Source organism: Ignavibacteriales bacterium (assembly GCA_020635255.1).
Classification (GTDB): Bacteria; Bacteroidota; Ignavibacteria; order Tepidaquicellales; family Tepidaquicellaceae; genus JAEYVS01.
Genome location: JACKAC010000001.1, coordinates 1,021,039 through 1,040,802, shown reverse-complemented (window position 1 = coordinate 1,040,802; position 19,764 = coordinate 1,021,039). Strand labels below are relative to the sequence as shown.

The 19,764-nt window shown below is 37.0% G+C and carries 21 protein-coding genes; 8 read left to right on the top strand and 13 right to left on the bottom strand.

Annotated features, from left to right (window positions below; all coding sequences use genetic code 11):
* Positions 1-11 precede the first annotated feature (11 nt).
* Positions 12-764, top strand: a complete 753-nt coding sequence (locus H6614_04700; GenBank protein MCB9242949.1) for a hypothetical protein — start codon at positions 12-14, stop codon at positions 762-764.
* Position 765: 1 nt separating this feature from the next.
* Here H6614_04700 and H6614_04695 read toward each other — a convergent pair whose 3' ends face one another.
* Together H6614_04695 and H6614_04690 are read right to left on the bottom strand one after the other, a co-directional pair.
* Positions 766-2,256, bottom strand: a complete 1,491-nt coding sequence (locus H6614_04695; GenBank protein MCB9242948.1) for a hypothetical protein — start codon at positions 2,254-2,256, stop codon at positions 766-768.
* Between the two features lie 246 nt (positions 2,257-2,502).
* Entirely contained in the window at positions 2,503-4,005 is a 1,503-nt protein-coding gene (locus H6614_04690) for a hypothetical protein (protein ID MCB9242947.1), read from the bottom strand.
* Between the two features lie 332 nt (positions 4,006-4,337).
* Here H6614_04690 and H6614_04685 point away from each other — a divergent pair, with 332 nt between their 5' ends.
* From H6614_04685 to porQ, 7 genes are all read left to right on the top strand, one after another.
* Positions 4,338-6,011, top strand: a complete 1,674-nt coding sequence (locus H6614_04685; protein MCB9242946.1) for a methylmalonyl-CoA mutase family protein — start codon at positions 4,338-4,340, stop codon at positions 6,009-6,011.
* A 64-nt stretch (positions 6,012-6,075) separates the two neighbouring features.
* Complete coding sequence (locus H6614_04680) at positions 6,076-7,560, top strand: glycosyltransferase family 39 protein (protein ID MCB9242945.1); 1,485 nt, start codon at positions 6,076-6,078, stop codon at positions 7,558-7,560.
* A gap of 2 nt (positions 7,561-7,562) precedes the next feature.
* Entirely contained in the window at positions 7,563-8,453 is an 891-nt protein-coding gene (locus H6614_04675) for a decaprenyl-phosphate phosphoribosyltransferase (protein ID MCB9242944.1), read from the top strand.
* Positions 8,454-8,456: 3 nt separating this feature from the next.
* A complete protein-coding gene (locus tag H6614_04670) occupies positions 8,457-9,365 on the top strand; it encodes a DMT family transporter (protein ID MCB9242943.1) in 909 nt (302 codons plus the stop codon).
* Between the two features lie 49 nt (positions 9,366-9,414).
* Positions 9,415-11,391, top strand: a complete 1,977-nt coding sequence (locus H6614_04665) for a T9SS type A sorting domain-containing protein (protein ID MCB9242942.1) — start codon at positions 9,415-9,417, stop codon at positions 11,389-11,391.
* Positions 11,392-11,395: 4 nt separating this feature from the next.
* The gene (locus H6614_04660) at positions 11,396-11,665 is read left to right on the top strand and encodes an acylphosphatase (protein ID MCB9242941.1); all 270 of its coding nucleotides are present in this window, start codon (positions 11,396-11,398) and stop codon (positions 11,663-11,665) included.
* A gap of 115 nt (positions 11,666-11,780) precedes the next feature.
* Entirely contained in the window at positions 11,781-12,734 is a 954-nt protein-coding gene (gene porQ, locus H6614_04655) for a type IX secretion system protein PorQ (GenBank protein MCB9242940.1), read from the top strand.
* Here porQ and H6614_04650 read toward each other — a convergent pair.
* The 11 genes from H6614_04650 to gcvH all read right to left on the bottom strand — a co-directional run bounded on the left by H6614_04650 (position 12,731) and on the right by gcvH (position 19,657).
* Positions 12,731-13,642: an MCE family protein gene (locus tag H6614_04650; protein MCB9242939.1), complete on the bottom strand. Its 912-nt coding sequence runs from the start codon at positions 13,640-13,642 to the stop codon at positions 12,731-12,733. The genes porQ and H6614_04650 overlap by 4 nt on opposite strands.
* Complete coding sequence (greA, locus tag H6614_04645) at positions 13,642-14,124, bottom strand: transcription elongation factor GreA (GenBank protein MCB9242938.1); 483 nt, start codon at positions 14,122-14,124, stop codon at positions 13,642-13,644. The genes H6614_04650 and greA overlap by 1 nt, the downstream gene beginning before the upstream one ends.
* Before the next feature lie 23 nt (positions 14,125-14,147).
* A complete protein-coding gene (locus H6614_04640) occupies positions 14,148-15,380 on the bottom strand; it encodes a bifunctional 3,4-dihydroxy-2-butanone-4-phosphate synthase/GTP cyclohydrolase II (GenBank protein ID MCB9242937.1) in 1,233 nt (410 codons plus the stop codon).
* 11 nt (positions 15,381-15,391) lie between these two features.
* The gene (gene yajC, locus H6614_04635; protein MCB9242936.1) at positions 15,392-15,679 is read right to left on the bottom strand and encodes a preprotein translocase subunit YajC; all 288 of its coding nucleotides are present in this window, start codon (positions 15,677-15,679) and stop codon (positions 15,392-15,394) included.
* 77 nt (positions 15,680-15,756) lie between these two features.
* Positions 15,757-16,905: a tRNA guanosine(34) transglycosylase Tgt gene (tgt, locus tag H6614_04630; GenBank protein MCB9242935.1), complete on the bottom strand. Its 1,149-nt coding sequence runs from the start codon at positions 16,903-16,905 to the stop codon at positions 15,757-15,759.
* Between the two features lie 123 nt (positions 16,906-17,028).
* Complete coding sequence (gene rpmB / locus H6614_04625) at positions 17,029-17,241, bottom strand: 50S ribosomal protein L28 (protein ID MCB9242934.1); 213 nt, start codon at positions 17,239-17,241, stop codon at positions 17,029-17,031.
* Between the two features lie 14 nt (positions 17,242-17,255).
* Positions 17,256-17,465 carry a hypothetical protein gene (locus H6614_04620; GenBank protein ID MCB9242933.1) on the bottom strand — a complete coding sequence of 70 codons (210 nt, stop codon included), beginning with the start codon at positions 17,463-17,465 and terminating at the stop codon, positions 17,256-17,258.
* A gap of 56 nt (positions 17,466-17,521) precedes the next feature.
* A complete protein-coding gene (plsX, locus tag H6614_04615; GenBank protein ID MCB9242932.1) occupies positions 17,522-18,526 on the bottom strand; it encodes a phosphate acyltransferase PlsX in 1,005 nt (334 codons plus the stop codon).
* A 25-nt stretch (positions 18,527-18,551) separates the two neighbouring features.
* Positions 18,552-18,731, bottom strand: coding sequence for a 50S ribosomal protein L32 (gene rpmF, locus H6614_04610; GenBank protein MCB9242931.1), 180 nt, complete (start codon positions 18,729-18,731; stop codon positions 18,552-18,554).
* Positions 18,732-18,748: 17 nt separating this feature from the next.
* Complete coding sequence (locus H6614_04605) at positions 18,749-19,252, bottom strand: DUF177 domain-containing protein (GenBank protein MCB9242930.1); 504 nt, start codon at positions 19,250-19,252, stop codon at positions 18,749-18,751.
* A gap of 21 nt (positions 19,253-19,273) precedes the next feature.
* Positions 19,274-19,657: a glycine cleavage system protein GcvH gene (gcvH, locus tag H6614_04600; protein MCB9242929.1), complete on the bottom strand. Its 384-nt coding sequence runs from the start codon at positions 19,655-19,657 to the stop codon at positions 19,274-19,276.
* Positions 19,658-19,764 lie beyond the last annotated feature (107 nt).

Genomic DNA, 19,764 nt, shown 5'->3' with positions numbered 1-19,764 from the left:
ATAAAATTATCATGGCATCTATTCTTAAAAATCTAAGTGTAGAAAAAATACTTAAGAATCTGCAAAAAAATGAAAATTTTTTGCCATCCTTAGGAATTACAGAGTCAGTAACTGAACAAGTTGAAAAAAAAGTCACAGTTACAATTCCAAATTGTTTCATTAAAGACAATCAAGAAACAGGTGTCTGGCCAATTATAGATGGCAAAGCACAAGTTTATGTTGTTTGCCTTTCAGTTGACCTTGCAGGTGATGGACAAGATATTAATAGTTTGTTTCCCGATAAAAAGTCATCCATTTTTAAAAACATTGCTAGAAATATGACTGATAAAATTAACATATCGGTTTCCCCTATTTTTAATAATATTGAAGACAATATGGATCTTCCATTGCTTGGTAATGGATTAACACTTTATGGCCCTAAGGATCCAAAGGGTTTACTCTCTCTTCATGTTGCGATTATGGATGATGACGATGGATATAGAAAACTAGGTGAAATCTTAGAAGAGACTGCTCAAAAAGAGAAGATTAACGACCTAATCGATAAAGCTCTTGAGTTTACTTCATTATCTAATCCTGCTACACTCCTTCTAAAGACTGGTTTCGATCTATTTTTTAGCAGCGTAATTACATCCTTAAAAAATAATGACGATGATGTAATCCAAGATTTCCATTTCTCATCTCTATCAGTTCAAAACTACTTAAATGGAATCCATACAATAGACAGAAATGGTGCTAAAGCTACTTTGAACGTATATGTAGAATAACTCACCCAACTTTCTCCATGAGCCATTTTTTGGCGCGGAGTTTATTCTCTACTTCGATCTCATATTTGAGATCAACATAATCTCCCCTGGAGCTCACTTTGCCAGATAATTTTATGAGCTTCAGGGTGAGTTTTAAAAAGTTGTTTATCTTTTCTTTCAGGGTGTGCGAGACTTTTTTACTTTCATCTATATACCGTTGCATGGAGTTTATGAGTGATATCGCCTGTTCGTAGGATCCCGTTTCGTAGAAGATCTTTATCAGGAGTATCTTTTTATCTATCTCGAGATTGAAATACTCATCTTTCATTTTAGAGAGGCTTTCGAGGGCGGAGTCATATTTCCCGTGAGCGAACTTCACATATGCCATTCCGCAATTAAATGCCGTCTCGCGGAATTCGGGCGGAAGCTTCGGAGCGAATTTTTTGAGGAAGATCTCGGTCCAGTCGATTTCACCTTCATCACATCCCATTAAAAACAATATCCTGTAAAAGTCTATCTGGAAGTACGTGCCTTCCGTATGCTCATAGTAGCCATTGTCCGCCATTATCCTAAGGATGTTAAAGAGTTCGCCAGGAAATTCCTTATCGTTCCGGCTATCCATGGAATTTATGGAGCAGTATTTTACGAACTGGAAGAAGATGTGTGAGCGAGTGTTGGTTCCGAGGAGATCGATATTGCCGAGTACATATTTTTTAAGATCTTTGTAATTTTTTGTATCAGCTTTTTCGAAAAGTCTGAAGAACCTGTCGTATATATCGAAGAGCTTGCCGGCAGACCCAGGATCGGATTCGTTTTTGAGGAAAGAAATAAACCCGGTTATGTCTATCTTTTGAAGAAGTTTATTGATGAAACTATGCTCATACGAGTTATCGAAGCGTTTGGCATATTTATCAGCACCATCATTCAGATACATGAGCTCAAGTATAAAAAAGTATGTCAGGTATTTTGCAATTTCATCGATCTCCTCGATGCCAACCTTCCGGTTGCGTTTAATAAGAAAGTCGCTATACATGCTTTCGAAATTCTTCTTTTCAAGAAGCAGATCATATATATTCAGGAAGTACTCGCTGGAAAGTTGGTTGTCATCCTCAAATTCCTTGTCGGAGACTTCGAGCGCGCGAATGTAGAGTTTATCAAGATGCCTGTTCCTGAGCTCCCTCCTTAAAATCCTATTATAAAGAACATCGTCGGACTGCACATTTTTCATTACAAGAAATTTCTCCGCGGCGAGTTGGAGTCCATAGAAATTATGACGCAGTGTGGCGGAATTTAAACCAGAAGCTTTGTATTCATCGGGAAAAAGCTTTTTATATATTTTTTTCTTATCGAATGCAGATTCATCCATCTCGGGGTAATCTCGGAGCAGTATCTCATAGAGCTGTTTTAATTTTGTCCGTGAAACAAAAGCTGGCGAAGCAAGGAATAGCTTAAACTCTTTTTGTTCGGAAGGTGTGAATGAATTGAGTAGTTTTAGGGCTGCAGTCTGCTTCATTTACAAGTATTTACAAGAAAAATATGCAACTTAAACGGGTTATCTTCATGAGTAAAATATTAATATTTCAACAAATAATCAATCTTGTTAAGAGGTTTCTCGAAGAAAAAGCCATAAATACAATAAGTAAGTTTCTTTGATTCATATACATGTGAATGACTAGTTTTGTTCAGGTAATTGATTTGGCATACCTGGTATATGGGGAAGTGAGACAGACTCTTTTAGATAACCGAAGCGGGTTAAATCTTAGCTCTTAACCCGCTTTTTTAACTCCAGTTCGGAGATCTTTTCAAGAAGCCAAGGTTTTTCTCTAACAATAACAGATTTAATTTTATCTTTTAGATCCGATAATCCCTCGACTGATTGCGTTTCTTTTATTTTCACAAGAATTTTGGTAAAGTTCATAAATCTTCTAATAACTGCTTTATTAGTATTTGTTACTTTTTTACTGTCTAAAATATATTTATTGACTGATGCAATTAAACTAAGCACCTCATGTAAATAATTCATTTCATAAAAAATTTTTATGTATAAAACCTTTATATGAAAGGCATAATCGAAATAATCTACATTTATCTTATTCAAATAGATTAAGGATTTTACATAGCTTCCTCTTTCAAACTCTAATCTTGCCATTCCAAAATTAAAAGAGACATCTTGCAATTCAGGCTGAAGTAAAGGTTTAAAATCTACCAGAAATTTTTCGAGCCATCCAAGCTTATCTTGTGTCATTGCATGACTAATTATAAGTAAATAATAATCTGCCTGGAAATAAGTACCTTCTGTATGTTTATAGTAACCATTTTCAATTATTATTTTAAATATGTTATGAATTTCTTCAAAGTCGAAGCAATATTGCAAATATCGTATTAGCTTCCCAAAAAACTCAAATCTTTCGTTTGTCCCAACACATTCTATATTCTTGAGTAGATATTTTTTTATCCCTATATATTTATCCTTATTTCTTTTGGGATTTTTTACTTTGTAAAGTTCTATTATATCAACATAAATTTTGAATAGAATTGATTCACTTTCATTAGAGACATGAGCTTTTAAAAGGGCAAATAAATCCTCAAAATTAATCTTATCACAGAATTTTCTTACATAACTATCTTCAAATTTATATCCATAGCGGTTCGAATACATTAAGCATGCTCCTTCGTGATAAAACATCTCCATCATGAAAAAATAGCCCAAGCACTTTACTGCCCTTTCTATGTTATCGATACCAACTGTTTTACTTTTCCTAATAGTGAAATCCTCATACATACTCTCAAAGTTAATCCTTTCAAGTATTAGTTTATATTTAGCTAAAAAATATTCACTACTTAGTTCATTCACTTTCGCAAATTTCTTATCTGATTCATCGAGTGCTTTCATATATAATTTATCCAGATGGCGATCACGGAATTCCCTCCTCAGCACCTCATCATAATGAACTTCATCATTTTCTATTTTCATAAACACAAGGAATTTTTCAGCAGCCCGCTGGAGTTCGTGGAAACAATGGCGCAAAGAAGATGCATTATAGCCATTACTTTTATATTCAACAGGAAAAAGCTCTTTATATAGCTTTACTTTATCCAAATCAGATTCGTTCAAATCCGGATAATCCTGGAGGAGAATCCCATATAGCTGTTTTGGTTTAGTTCGTGAAACAAATGCGTGGCAAGCAAGGAATGAAGCAAAATCCTTTCTTTCTTTATTTGAAAAGCTTTTTAAAATTGTTAATGCTTTTATATCTCTCATTTTGTGGTAAGTTAATTAGTTAGTGCAACTTATCTCCGAAAAGATATTGCTATAAATATTATTAATACAGTAGATAATAAATTCTTTTGAAAAAATTAAGGGAAAAATATGCGCAACCGAGGTTACAAAGATTCTTTGATTGATTAGTATACCTTATTTATTTTTGAAGTAGAGCCTACCACATAAGAGATGAGAAAACATTTCTTAAAATGCAAAGGGGATGAAAATCGTAAGTTTCATCCCCTTATCTTCAAGGAAAATTTCTGAATTTAATTTACGAATTAAATAATCTATATTCGAATCGTTAAAATTCACGAAATTAATAATATAATATGCCCGATAACAATAAGCCCATAGAACCGAAAAAAAGCACATCGAAGCAAGAATGGAAGGAAGAAGCAGAGAAGGCTAAGACTAATGGAATGAAATTCACGTCTTTGAGCGGTAGAGAACTGGATATCGCATATACCCCTGAAGATGTGAACCAGGAAAAATATTACAATGAAATAGGTTACCCGGGTGAATATCCTTATACCAGAGGTATCCACCACAATATGTACAGGGGTAAAATATGGACAATGAGGCAGTTTGCGGGTTTTGGTTCACCCGAGGATACGAATGAGAGATTTAAATACCTGCTCAAGCACGGGCAAACAGGGCTGTCGACGGCATTTGACCTGCCGACGCTAATGGGCTGGGACGCCGATTCTCCTCTTTCAGAGGGTGAAGTAGGAATATGCGGAGTCTCGATCTCTTCACTTGAAGATATGGAGATACTTTTTTCCGGTATTCCTTTAGATAAAGTTTCCACCTCGATGACTATAAACTCCCCTGCCATAATGATCTTTGCATATTACCTGGCAGTTGCGGAAAAGCAAGGAGTACCCTTTGATAAATTGAGAGGAACACTTCAGAATGATATTCTAAAAGAGTATATAGCTCAAAAAGAGTTTATCTATCCTCCGAGAGAGTCTATGCGGATTATCGTCGATATGATAGAGTATTGCACAAATGAAGTGCCGCAATTCAACCCGGTCAGCGTAAGCGGATACCATATCCGTGAAGCAGGTTCAACCGCAGCGCAGGAGCTTGCTTTTACATTGGCAGACGGGTTTGCATATATAGAAGCATGTATCGAAAGAGGAATGGACGTGGACGCATTTGCACCAAGAATATCATACTTCTTTAATTCACACCTTGACTTCTTTGAAGAAATAGCAAAATTCCGGGCTGCAAGAAGGATATTTGCGAAGAGAATGAAGAATAAATACGGCGCGAAGGATGAAAAGTCATGGAAATTGAGATTCCATACTCAAACTGCAGGGTGTTCACTCACTGCTCAGCAACCGGAGAACAATATTGTAAGAACAGCGATCGAAGCATTAGCTGGCGTCCTTGGCGGTACACAGAGCTTGCACACAAATTCAATGGATGAAACGCTGGCATTGCCGTCTGACAAAGCCGTAAAGATAGCATTAAGAACACAGCAAATTCTGGCATATGAACATGGAGTAGTAAACGTTGCTGATCCGCTGGGTGGAAGCTACTATGTAGAAAAGCTGACCGATGATATGGAAGCAGAAGCCGAAAAATATTTCGAACTTATAGACCAGCAGGGTGGTGTAATTGCATGTATAGAGAACGGTTTCTTTCAGAGAGAAATAGCAGATGCCGCATACAGATATCAGCAAGAACTAGATAAGAAGGAAAAGATAGTTGTTGGTGTAAATGAATTTGTTGAAGAAGATGAAAAGATCGAGATCCCGATCTTATATATTTCAAAAGAAGTTGAAGATAAGCAGATAAAGAGAGTAAAGGATCTAAAAGCATCGAGGAATCAGGAAGACGTAACAAATGCCCTCAAAGAACTAAGAAAGTCTGCCGAAGACGGAACGAACCTGATGCCTAGAGTATTAGAATGCGCAAGAAAGTATGTAACACTAGAGGAAATGTGTACTGAACTCAAAGAACCATTCGGAATATACGAAGAACAAGCTGTCTTTTAAATTGAGAGACAAAAATTATCTATATATTATAGGAGCGTGCGTATTTACGTACGCTTTTTATTTAGTGTCCGAATATTTCTTCACTGGGGGAAAGATGGGTGTTCCGCTCGATGACAGCTGGATACATTTCCGTTATGCCGAAAACTTCGCCAAAGGATATTTATTCCAATTCAATATAGGACAGCCCGTAGCGGGGAGTACGTCTCCACTGTGGGTGGTTATACTTGCCGGATTCAGCTTTATAACTTCGAATTATATATTTAACTCTGTTTTCCTTTCCGCTCTGTTTCATATGCTTTCGTGTATTTTTATTTACAAAATATCACTTGAAATATTCGGGAGAAATGAATCAACAAAAGAGAGCGCGAAATTCATATCATTGATGGTTGTTCTAATTACGATACTGACCGGTAGGTTCGCATGGGCCGGATTATCGGGTATGGAAACAACTATGTTCACATTTTTGACGATTGCAGGTATATATGCTCACATAATTAATCTCGAACAGAAGCGATTTACCCTACTACCGGGAATTTTATTTGCACTTGCAACAGTAAGCCGACCGGAGGGTTTCCTTCTTTTTGGGCTTTATGTGATAGACGTAGTGATAATTTCACTCAAAGAGAAGAATTTCAGAAAAATAATTATCCCAATAGGAGCAGGTACAGTTATCTTTATTTTAGTCACTACACCATATTTCATATTTTCGCATTTTACCAGTGAGAGCTTTCTTCCGACAACATTTAGAGGACAGGGTGGAACGATTCACCTACTGCCAAATAAAACATATATACTAAAGACTCTTGAATTCTTGCTCTCGGATAATATAGCTACAACATTGCTCTATCTAGCCGGGGGGGTATTTTATATTGTGAATTTCAGGAAGCAATATTTTGGACAGCTCCGAATTTTAAACCTGATCTTTCTCTGGGTAATATTATTACCTATCGTAAGCGCATTCCTAATTCCGAATTACAGACATCACGGCAGATATATGATGCCATTGCTGCCATTCATAAATCTGATAGCATTATATATGCTATTCTCAATACGCGATAAGGTAAAAGATATCAAGATAAAGGAATTCTTAAGCCGAAGAACAGCGCTCGTGATAGTGTTATGCTTCTCAGTGTTTTACTATTTTATCTTTGCGAGAGCAATAGGCATGAATACACAGAATATTAACGACCAGCAGGTAGAATTAGCCAATTGGGTAAAAGAGAATGTCGGTCCAAATGAAACAATAGCTTTAAATGATATCGGCGCAATCACTTTCATTTCCAATAATAAGATCGTCGATATGGCAGGTTTAGTGACTCCTCAGATACTTAGATACAGAACATACAGATGGGAAGATAATCTGGATTCAACTTATTATCTTTTAAAAAACAATAATGTAAGTTATGTTATAATATACGATCACTGGTTTCAGGGATTCATTGATGCATACAAAGAGAATTTTGAATACATAAGGTCCGCAATATTAGAGGATAATACTATTTGCGGTGGAGAAGAGATGAAAGTTTATAAATTCCACTATACGAAATAATATTGAAAATCCTTAAAATAATACAGCTTCTCAGACCTAAACAATGGATCAAAAATCTATTTATCTTTGCATCCATTCTTTTCTCCGGTTTACTAATGGATCCCAGAGTGCTTCTCACAAACATCGAAGCATTTATTGCATTCTGTCTGATCTCGAGCTGTGTTTATATAATTAATGATATATCCGACGTTGAAGCAGACCGTGCTCATAAGAGAAAACGGTTCCGACCGATTGCTTCCGGTGACGTTTCAATTTCTGAAGCAAGGGTGGTGTTTATAATTCTTCTTGCAATAACGGTATTTATCTGTTCGTTCATGAATCTGAAGTTCAATATTGCAATCTCTATATATTTTCTGATCAACATCCTTTATACATATTTTGTTAAAAATATTGTACTGCTGGATGTATTCTTTATCTCCTTTGGATTTATGTTAAGAGTAGCAGCAGGAGCATTTGCCATATCAGTTCCTCTATCCAGCTGGATGATATTAACAACTATATTCATTTCACTATTTTTGGGCATTTCAAAAAGAAGAGCCGAATTATCTCAGTCGGACCAGGAAAATATTCCAAAGCAAAGAAAGGTGTTGGAGCAGTATTCGATAGCATTTACGGATCAGATGAACACAATTGCTGCAACAGGCACAATTATTTCATATGCTCTTTATACCGTATCAGAGAAAACGGTCGAGACATTTCACTCGGATAATTTAATTTACACTACGCCGTTTGTAATTTATGGCATATTCCGCTATATGTATCTAATTCACCAAAAAAATCTCGGGGAAAGCCCTACACAGATCGTTACAAAAGATGTTTCCATAATCATAAACTCCCTTCTCTGGTTTATTATTTCGTTTGCAATCATATATAAAGCGAAGTTCGGGTTTTAATAATTGGATGAATCCGGTAAAATAAAGATAAAGGCTGAGTTCCTTTTGCTTTTTGTTTCTATAAACTGGGGTATCTCTTTTCCTATTATAAAGATCCTGCTTCAGTATTGCTCACCGGAAGCGGTAGTATTTTACCGGTTTGCAATTACACTTTTACTCTTCTTAATTCTTTATCCAAAGATATTTACAAAGATAAAGTTCACCGATCTAAAGTACGGACTTATTCTTGGCGGATTTGTTTTCGGAGGGTTTATAACCCAGACAATAGGGTTATCCATAACAACATCGCAAAAATCAGCATTCATAACCGGAACATATGTTGTACTACTTCCCTTTGCGCAATATCTCATAATCAAGAAGGCACCTAAAAAGGAAAATATAGTTGGTGTGATCATGGTAATGATCGGGTTATTCTTTTTGACACAGATAAAAGAAGCAAATTTTAATATTGGTGACTTTCTAACGCTGATCTGCGCGGTTTTTTTCACCGTACACATAGTTTACCTGGATAAATTCCTAAATGAAAAGAAAGCTGATTATCGCGCGTTAGTGCTTGGGCAGTTCCTGGTAATGACAATAGCGGGATTTCTTTCGATGACTCTGGTGGAAGTCATTATAACTAAGACATACTTCTTTGAGATAAATACTACTTCGGTCTTTTCCATACTATATATTTCCGTCGTTTGTACTTTACTTGGCTGGCTAATAATTAATAATTACCAGAGGTATACCACGCCTGTAAAAGCGGGCATTATATATAGTATGGAGGTTGTATTTGCGGTTTTCTCGGCATATTTAATAATCAACGAGAGCCTTGAATTGGACCAGATAATAGGCGCAATATTGATGCTGACGGGAATGGCTGTATCGGAATTTTATGGGTATATCAAAAAAAGTAAGGTGACATTGTAAACTCATATTGCTTATTTTATTGTTATAATATAAGGTTTAAATCCAAATCATGTCAAAGAGCCTTGTTTTATATATCATCTTGTTACTTTGCTGTGCATCAAATCTCTTCTCACAGCAAGATGCGTCAATATTATGCTCTAATTCAAGAAAAAAAGAGTTCAAATCGCAAAATAGTTTCACTGGAGATTACCCCGGTGACTCAACCATTGACGTTACCTATTATAAACTCGTTCTGAAGGTCACAACAACGCCGGATTTTTTAAACGGTATAGTAACCGTAAACGCAACCAGCTTACAAAACGGTTTAAATACATTCTTCCTCGATTTCGAAGACAATATGGTTGTGGATTCAGTTATTTCTAATGGAACTTCGCTGACTTTTTCACAATCCGACGACGAACTCCATATCACTCTTGATCAAACTGCAAATAAAAATGATAATATTAGCGTTGTTATCACATATCATGGTTTACCGGATATTACGGGACTTGGAAGTTTTGAATTCGGCGAAAACCAGGGTGTACCCGCGATATGGACATTGAGTGAACCCTATGGAGCAAAGACATGGTTTCCAAATAAAGACAATCCGTCTGATAAGGCAGATTCATCCGATGTATGGATCACCGTCGCCGATAATTTGACGGGAGTTTCTAACGGTGATCTGACCGAGACAATAAATAACGGAGATGGCACTAAAACATACAAATGGAGATCCAGATATCCAATAGCACCGTATCTTATTTCCCTCGCCATAGCAGACTACTCGATCTACGAAACATATTACCATTATTCCCCTAGTGAGTCGATGCTTGTTATAAATTACATCTACCCTCAAAATCTAAATTCGATCAAAAGCCTTCTCGACCAGACACCTAGTATGATAGATATCATGTCAGGATATTTCGGTCCTTATCCTTTTTTAAAGGAAAAATATGGACATGCTGAATTTGGTGTGCTAGCCGGAATGGAACACCAAACAATTTCCTCAATGGGAGCGTTTTTTGACGGTATTATCGTACATGAACTTACTCACCAATGGTTCGGTGATAAAATAACCTGTGCTAAATGGGAGGATATTTGGGTCAATGAAGGATTTGCTGTTTACGGAGAAGCGCTATACCAGGAAGCAACCGCCGGAAAGGAAGCATATTATGACGTGATAAAGTCGAATATGTCGCGAGCAAAGGATGCAGTGGGGACAATATATGTGCAGAATATTAATTCTATTGATGAGATATTCGATGGAGACAGAACATATGCGAAGGGCGGGGTTGTTATTCATATGCTGAGAGGTGTTATGGGTGATGAGAATTTTTTTAGAACTCTTAAAGCTTACATGTCTGATACTTCACTAGCTTACGGTTCGGCAACAATAAGGGATTTCCAACATGTGGCAGAAACTGTAAGCGGTACAAACCTATCATATTTCTTTGATGAATGGCTGTACGGAGAAAATTATCCCAGGTATGTTGTGGACTGGTATTACGATCTGATCCAGGGTAATACATATCAGGTTTCAGTAGAAGTAAAGCAATCTGTGAATACACTTCCCCAGTTTTTCACAATGCCGATCGACATGAAGATAAATACTTCATTGGGCGATACAACTGTCAGAATTTTCAATAATGCTCAAGATCAGATATTCAATTTCACTATTGAAGGCAAACCCCTGACATTGGATTTCGACCCAGACAATTATATATTGAAGGAACAATCCGGCAATACGCATAATGTTCCGATCACATATACTCTTGCCCAGAACTACCCTAACCCATTTAATCCTGGTACAACGATTACATATGAATTAGGAAATGTATCGAATGTACAACTAAATGTGTATGACATTACCGGAAGATTGGTATCACGGCTAGTTAATCAAAAGCAAAGAGAAGGATCATATGTTGTGGAATTCGACGGCTCTTCACTAGCTTCAGGTGTTTATTTTTATAGATTGGAAGCAGAAAACACAACTGTTGGTTCGGATGAGACGTTCACAGCTATAAAAAAGATGATACTTTTAAAATAATACCATGCGGAAGGCGAAAATTATAGTGAAAGGTTTTGTTCAGGGAGTTGGATACAGATATTTTTGCTATAAGAAAGCCTCCGAATACGAGCTTACCGGCTACGCAAAAAATTTATTTAATGGCGAAGTAGAAGTTGAGGTAGAAGGCGAAGAGTACCTCATTTTAGGATTCATAAAGGAGCTTAAAATAGGACCAATGCGATCTAACGTAAAAATGGTAGATTACGTATTTGAGAATTATGAAAATAAGTATGATGAGTTTAAAATGTACTGAAATCCTTAGCTTTACACTTGTTTATATTGATTATATGATATATTATTAAACCAAATAAATAAGGATACCATAGGCATATTTTACGAATTTTAACTGAAAATCTGAATAAGTCAATATGAGAAGCACATTCCTTTCCTTATTTTTCATCACACTATTTACACTTTTTTCAGGTAACCAAACTTATTCACAAAGTGATAAGGTATATAATTTCCTGAATCTCGATGTCGATGCAAGGTCATCCGCCCTTGCAGGAAGTGTTATTTCATCAGAAAATGAGTTAAGCGCAATATTTTATAATCCCGGCGGTATAGCAACATTGACCGAAACTAAAGCTTCCGTGGGATTCTTTAAATACCTGCTCGATGTAAATTCAGGAAATGCCGCATTTGGGATGAAATATAAGGATAAAGGATATTTTGCGGCAGGACTGAGGTTTGTTAGTTATGGATCTTTTCAAAAATTTGACGAGCAGTACAACGAGATCGGTACATTTTCAGCAACAGATATGGCTTTGAGTCTCGGCTATTCGAATTTCTTTACACCACAGCTTAGCTATGGTGTAGCTCTCAAGATCATATATTCGAATATAGACGAATATAATTCAGCCGGTATTGCAACTGATTGGGGTTTGCTATATAGGATGCCTAATCAAAGCCTTAACATCGGAATAAGCTTGCTTAATCTTGGAACACAACTCTCCAGCTACGGTGATACAAAGGAAGACCTCCCCTTAAATTTAAAAATAGGCGCGAGTAAGTCTCTTGAATATCTTCCGCTCACATTCAATGTTGCTCTTAACAACCTGACACAAGAAACGGATAGCTTTTTCGACAGGTTCAAATATGTTACTCTTGGTGGGGATTTCAAATTCAGCGAAAATTTCCATCTAAGGGTTGGATATAATAACCAACTCAGACAGGATCTTAAAACCGGAAGTACAACAGGTATAGGAGGTTTTTCCGCAGGATTGGGATTTAGATTCTTGACTAAATACGAACTTGATTACGCATTTAATTCGTTAGGACAGGTCGGGGCAACTCACAGAATCAATGTAGGATTCAAACTTTAAAACAAATCTATCTTAACACCTTTCTTTCTTATCTGTTCGGATAGTTTTTCGATTTCCTTTAAAGTCTTATTTATATTTTTATATAGCTGGTCGTCATAAATCAGTTGATTTGCCGTTCCATCCGAAGTCTTAACATCCGAGACCAAACCATTCAAATTCGATATAAGACTGTCGATCTTTACAGTCATATTAGCTATTTCCGAAAATGTTCTTTTAAATTCGGGACTGGTTTCATCGACCAGATCACTTACATTTGTAACAGTTTTATCAACCTTTGAAGTTATATTTGTCAGACTTGATCTGTTTTCAGATACCAATGCATTCAGATTTCTCGATGTGACCTCGAAATTAGACATTGTACTTTTAAGGTCCATCTTTAACTGTCCGTCACCAACTATCTCATTAACATTAATCAATACATCGTTTAGCTTATCAGAGTTTGTTTGAAACTTGGTGATAAGAACTCCAACCTCGGTTGATAGGTCTTTCATCTGCTTCATGACAGTATTTATATCACCGGCGTCACTTCCTATTAATGGTCTGTCGAAATTTATCACGGGGTCTTGTTTACCCGGATCTATATAAAGCTGTTTACCACTTGTAAAGGATGTCATGGCTACTTCTACAGAATAATCTGACTTAATAACAACGTCCTTTGCAAGTGTAAACTCAACCTTTACTGAGTCCCCTACCAATGTAATTTTTTGTATTTCACCCTTCCTGACACCCTTAACGGTTACTGCATCTCCTTCATTTAGCCCTCCCACACTGGACTGGAAATATACTGTAACGTCATTCTGCCCTGCTCCGATAACGAAGCCTTTTGTCCAGAATACAGTCGTCAATACAATGACTATTGCAATAAAAACAAAGATACCTACCTTAAGCTTAGAATGCTGTCTCGTCATTATGATTGTTTAGATATTTCGAGTATTTTATATTCGCTCTTACCCTCCTGGGCTTCAACAATTATCACTTCATTAACGGCTTTGCCTAACAGGGCTTGTCCAATTGGAGATGTAATAGATATTTTGTCCTGTTCAAAATCCGCTTCCTCTGGAGAGACCATATTAAAAGTTACTTCTTCATTATATGACACGTCAAGTACTTTCACAATTGATAATATGGATACTTTCCCGTCCGGAATTTCATGATTCTCCAATACCTTTACTCTCGACAAAAGGTTTTCAAGCTTGCTTATCTTCATTTCGAGGTGTGACTGTTCTTCCTTTGCTGCATCGTACTCGGCATTTTCACTAAGGTCACCGTGTGACCTTGCTTCGGCGATTCTTTCAGCAACTTCTTTTCTTGCATTCAATCTTAAATGCCTGAGATCTTCTTCGAGCTCAGCCAGTCTCTTTTTTGTCAAATAAACTGTTCCCTGCGACATCTTAATTGATTTTTTTAATTAAATTATTTCTTTTTAGATTCGTTTACTAATATCAAATGACCCAATTTATCCCGCTTTGTGGATAAGTATGTTTCGTTTTCAGGATTAGCCGGTATCTCTATCGGCACTCTCTCTACAATTTCCAGATCGTATCCGTGAAGCCCCACTACCTTCTTTGGATTATTTGTCAGTAGTCTGATCTTCTTTACACCGAGTTCTCGTAGTATCTGAGCCCCTACACCATAATCTCTTAGGTCCGGTTTAAATCCAAGCTCAACATTTGCTTCAACAGTATCGCGTCCTTCATCCTGAAGTTTATATGCTTTAAGTTTGTTTGAAAGCCCGATTCCTCTGCCTTCCTGCCTCATATAGAGGAGTATTCCTGTTCCTTCATTCTCAATGATCTTCATTGATTTCTCCAACTGATCCCCACAGTCACATCTTAGAGAGTGAAACAAGTCTCCAGTCAGACACTCTGAATGTACCCGAACCAGCACCGGTTCTTTAGAGTTTATTTTTCCCTTAACAAGAGCTATATGCTCTTTAGAATCAACTTTACTTTTAAATAATACCGCCTTAAATTTACCGATCTTTGTTGGAAGCCTTGTCTCTACTATTTTCTCAATAAGTTTTTCTCTGGAAAGCCTGTATTCTATCAGGTCCTTAATACAGATCAATTTCAAACCAAACTTTTTGGCAATCTTGCTAAGCTCCGGTAGCCTTGCCATTTCGCCATTTCCCTTTAGTACTTCACACAATACACCAGCCGGATAATGACCTGCCAGCCTGGCAAGGTCTACTACCGCTTCTGTATGCCCGGCTCTACGTAAGACCCCTCCGGGAGTAGCTTTCAAAGGAAAAATATGTCCGGGTCTTCCCAGATCAGCAGGTTTTGTGTCCGGATCAATGAGAGCTTTTATTGTCTTATCCCTGTCAAAAGCAGAAATGCCTGTTGTAGTACCTATTTTATAATCGACACTCATTGTAAATGGTGTCTCATGAAGCGAAGTATTTACCTTAGCCATCATATCCAATTCAAGCTCTTTTAATCTATCCTCTTCCATAGGTACACACATTAATCCTCTTGCATTCTTTGTAAGGAAATTAACGTGCTCGGGAGTACACATCTCCGCAGAGAATATCATGTCGCCTTCATTCTCACGGTCCTCATCATCGACAACAATAACCATCTTGCCTTGTCTAAAGTCCTTGATTGCAGACTCTATAGAGTCAAATTTAAATTTTTCTCTGCTCATTAATCTAAAAATTATTTCTTTTGTGAATCCTCATGCTCCATCAACCCCTTAATTGTGGCGATAGAACTTCTCTCAACATTTATTTTTACATTATCAGCAATCCTTACGGTAACGGCTTTATCCGTCAAATCTTCTACAGTACCGTGAATACCGCCGGCTGTTATAACTTTATCACCTTTTTTGAGCGAACTTAATAAATTTTGTCTTTCTTTCTGTCTCTTTTGCTGCGGTCTTAAGATAAGAAAATAAAAAACTAATATTATTAGAAGAAAAGGCAGTAGTGACATTACCATTCCCATTGGTCCTTCACCGCCTGTTTGCTGAAGTAATACTATAAGTAAATTCTCCAAAAATTTATTCCCTCCTTAAGGAATATCTATCTTTTATTAGATAAGTATTTTTCTAAAAAATCCTTTTTAAAATTTAAGAACCTGTTCTCCATAATTGCATGACGCATATCTTTCATTAATTTCAAGTAAAATCCAACATTATGTATAGAAGCTAACTGATAACCGAGAATTTCATTTGACATCATAAGATGCCTTAAATACGCCAGCGAAAAATTCTTCGAAGTATATGTTTCGCACTCCGGATCAGGCGAATTAAAATTATTCTTATAACCTGAATTTTTCAAATTTATCTCGCCGTATGCTGTAAAGAGCCTGCCATGCCTGGCATTTCGCGTCGGCATTACACAATCAAACATATCAACACCTCTCTCGACACTTTCCAGAAGATCAACCGGTGTGCCCACACCCATAAGATACCTCGGCTTGCCACTATCCATCAGATCAGTACAATAATCAGTTACTTCATACATCAACTCATTCTCTTCTCCCACTGCAAGACCTCCTATTGCGTTTCCATCAAAATCATACTCAGATAGCTGTTCGATGCTGTCCTTCCTTAGATCCTTAAAGATACTTCCCTGATTGATAGAGAATAATCTCTGCTTAAAACCGTAAAGATCAGAAGTATTCTTAAAATGTTCGTAGCATCTGGCTTCCCAGCTGGTAGTCAATTTTATCGACTTCTCAGCAAAGCTTTTCTCTACCGGGTAGCTCATACATTCATCAAGCGGCATCATTATGTCGCTTCCAAGATTCCTCTGTATACCTATCACTTTCTCGGGAGTGAAAAAATGTTTCGATCCGTCGAGATGAGATGAAAACTCGACTCCGTCGTCAGTAACTTTCCTCAAGGTATCAAGACTGAATACCTGAAAACCTCCGCTATCGGTTAGTATTGCTTTGTTCCAGCTAATGAATTTGTGTAAACCGCCGGCTTCATTTATTATCTCATCACCGGGTCTTAAGAATAGATGATAAGTATTCCCGAGTATTATCCTTGTGTCGAATTCATCGAGCTCACGGTGTTCGACTGCCTTCACAGTACCTTGAGTACCGACCGGCATGAAACACGGTGTAAGTATTTCACCGTGATCGGTATTAATTATGCCTGCCCGAGCCTTTACACCAGCTTCAGAACTATTTGAAAGAACCTTGAAAAATTCTTTTTCAGCCATGCGGCTACGATTTATACTCCGCTTTTTATAAAAAAGAAGAACATCACCGTATTATGTTATGGTGATGTTCTTAAATTCTTATTTTATGAACTTACTGTAAAAAGAGCATTAAGTTTCAGAGAATTAATCTTTAAATAATACTCTGTACCCCTTTTTATCTATAGTTCTTAATGCCTTAGCCGATACTTTTACAGTTTCCCATCTCTTCTTTCTCTCATTCCATAGTTTCTTTTTCTGGAGATTAGGCTCCTGAACTCTGCGAGTTTTATTATTAGCGTGAGATACGTTATTTCCTGCTAATGGCTTCTTTCCCGTTAATTTACAAACTTTAGACACTTTCCTGTTCTCCTTTAGTTTCCTTTGTAGGGTTTGTAAGTGGATTCATAAACCAGTGCATTCCTGTCCAAAAACTTCACTGAACCCTTCTCTGTTTTCACGGATTCAACTAGCCTGACATTGATCAGCTTGGTTTCTTTATTGGTATCCGGGCACATAACGACTCTATCAACGTTACCCTTTCCCTTGTTTAACTTATCGGCAAATGATTGTGTTTTAGCCATAAAATTAATTATTTATCTGATAAATATAATTTAATTATAATTCAAAAAAAAGAACATTATTTCACCAATGCTGCAGCAATTTTCTCATTTACACCGCTTTTTATCACATTCATCGCCGTAAGTATCATATTCATAATGGCCTTTGGTGTGGACTTGCCGTGACCGATTATAGATACTCCATTTACTCCCAAAAGCGGTACTCCACCGTAATTCTGATAATCGAAATCACTCAAAATATTCTTAAGTGTCTTGTACATCATTCCAACCCAGACCTTTTTAAAAATATTTTGGGAAGCATATTTTCTGAACTTACTCCTCAGTGTCGAGGGAACACTCTCTGCAAATTTAAGAATTATATTACCCGTAAATCCGTCACACACAATAACATCTATTTTACCGTCAAGTATGTCCCTGCCTTCGACATTCCCGGCAAAGTTCAGATCGGATTTTTCCATAAGATCATATGCTTCAAAAGTCAGCTCATTCCCTTTAGATTTTTCCTCTCCTACATTAAGCAAGCCTACGCTCGGATTATTAATCCCCAATACCCTGCTCATATAGATACTTCCCATAACACCATACTCCAGGAGATGCTGAGCTTTGCAATCGACAGATGCACCAACGTCAAAGAGCATTGTATAACCGTTATCATTCGGGAAAAGCGCTCCTATTGTCGGACGCCCAACCCCTTTTATCCTTCCGAGTTTTAAAACCGATGCCGCCATCATAGCTCCTGTATTACCGGCGCTTATTGTAGCGTCTGCCTCACCCTCTTTCTGGATATTGAGAGAAACTACTAGAGATGAATTTGGTTTGGTTTTATAACTTTCGGTTGGAGAGTCTTCCATCATAACTACTTCATCTGCATTGACTATCCTGATGCTCTTGCCGGAGTAATTTCTTTTCGCCAGCTCGGTTTCAATAATATCCTTCTTACCAACGAGTATAACTTCGAGTTCGTCTTTTTTCTTATCGAGAGCCATGATCGCGCCGTCAATTTCATTTCCCGGCGCAAAGTCTCCGCCCATTGCATCAACTGCTACCCTGATCTTCTCACTCATTTTATATATTAATATTCAGCGGGAATTACTTCTTTGGTATCTCTATGCTTTTACCGTCATAGAAACCGCAGGAAGGACAAACCTTATGCGTCATCTTCATTTCACCGCAGTTAGGACATGCCATTAGTGAAGGAGCTGCAGCCTTATAATGAGTCCTTCTCTTTCTGCCTCTTGTTTTAGATTGTCTTCTTTTCGGATGTGCCATTTTTCTTGGTTATATATTTATTTCTTTAATTTTTTTAATTCGTCCCAAATAGGGTTATTCACTTCTGCTTCGGATTTTCCGAGCATTTCATCAATTTTTCGATTACAGTAAGAACAAACACCATTTACTTCTTCCGGTACTTTTCTCATCGGGATACTCAGCATAAGATAATCCCTGACATCTTCCTTTATATCGATCGTGTGAGTCTTCGGTGATATGAATTTCAGATTGTCTTCTTTAACCTCTTCAGAATCACCTTCGCCCGAAAAATCATATTTATAAATAAGACTAAAACTTGATTCCAGATCTGATTTATAATTTTCCAGGCATCTGTCACACTCAAATATAAATCCGGCTTTCACATCTATGTCCAGATTAAACTGGTTAGCCATTTTATAAAGAACTACGTCTGCTTTTACTTTCTTGTCTTTGTCTAAGGATTCAATATCAAATTCTTCAGGTGATTCTTCGAATTCGTAACTATGCTCTCCATCCTTAAGATTTGAGATATTTATTTTCATTTCTCATACCCAGATTAAAAATTACTCACCGATCAATTCTTTGTACGCATTTGCATCGAGCAATCCGTCATACTGGCTAAGGTCACTGAACTTGATCTTTATAATCCAACCCTCTCCATAAGGATCGGTATTCAAAAGCGAAGCCTTGTCCTGCAGATCCATATTAATATCCTGAATATCGCCTGTCATCGGGATGTAAACTTCGGAAACTGTTTTTACTGCTTCGATAGAACCGACCGGGTCACCTTGATTCACTTCTTTGCCCAATGATTCGGTAATATCAACATAAATTACATCTCCAAGTTCTCCCTGCGCATAATCCGTTATTCCAATTATAGCTGAATCACCATCAATTTTAACCCATTCATGCTCTCTAGTATATCGTAGATTTTCAGGAATATTCATTGTTTTATGGTTATATGGGTTTTTATAAATAGCCAATAATTTACCTATTAAATACATGTTATTCAATTCACAAAATTCCCATTATTACATCCAATCCTTTATATTAC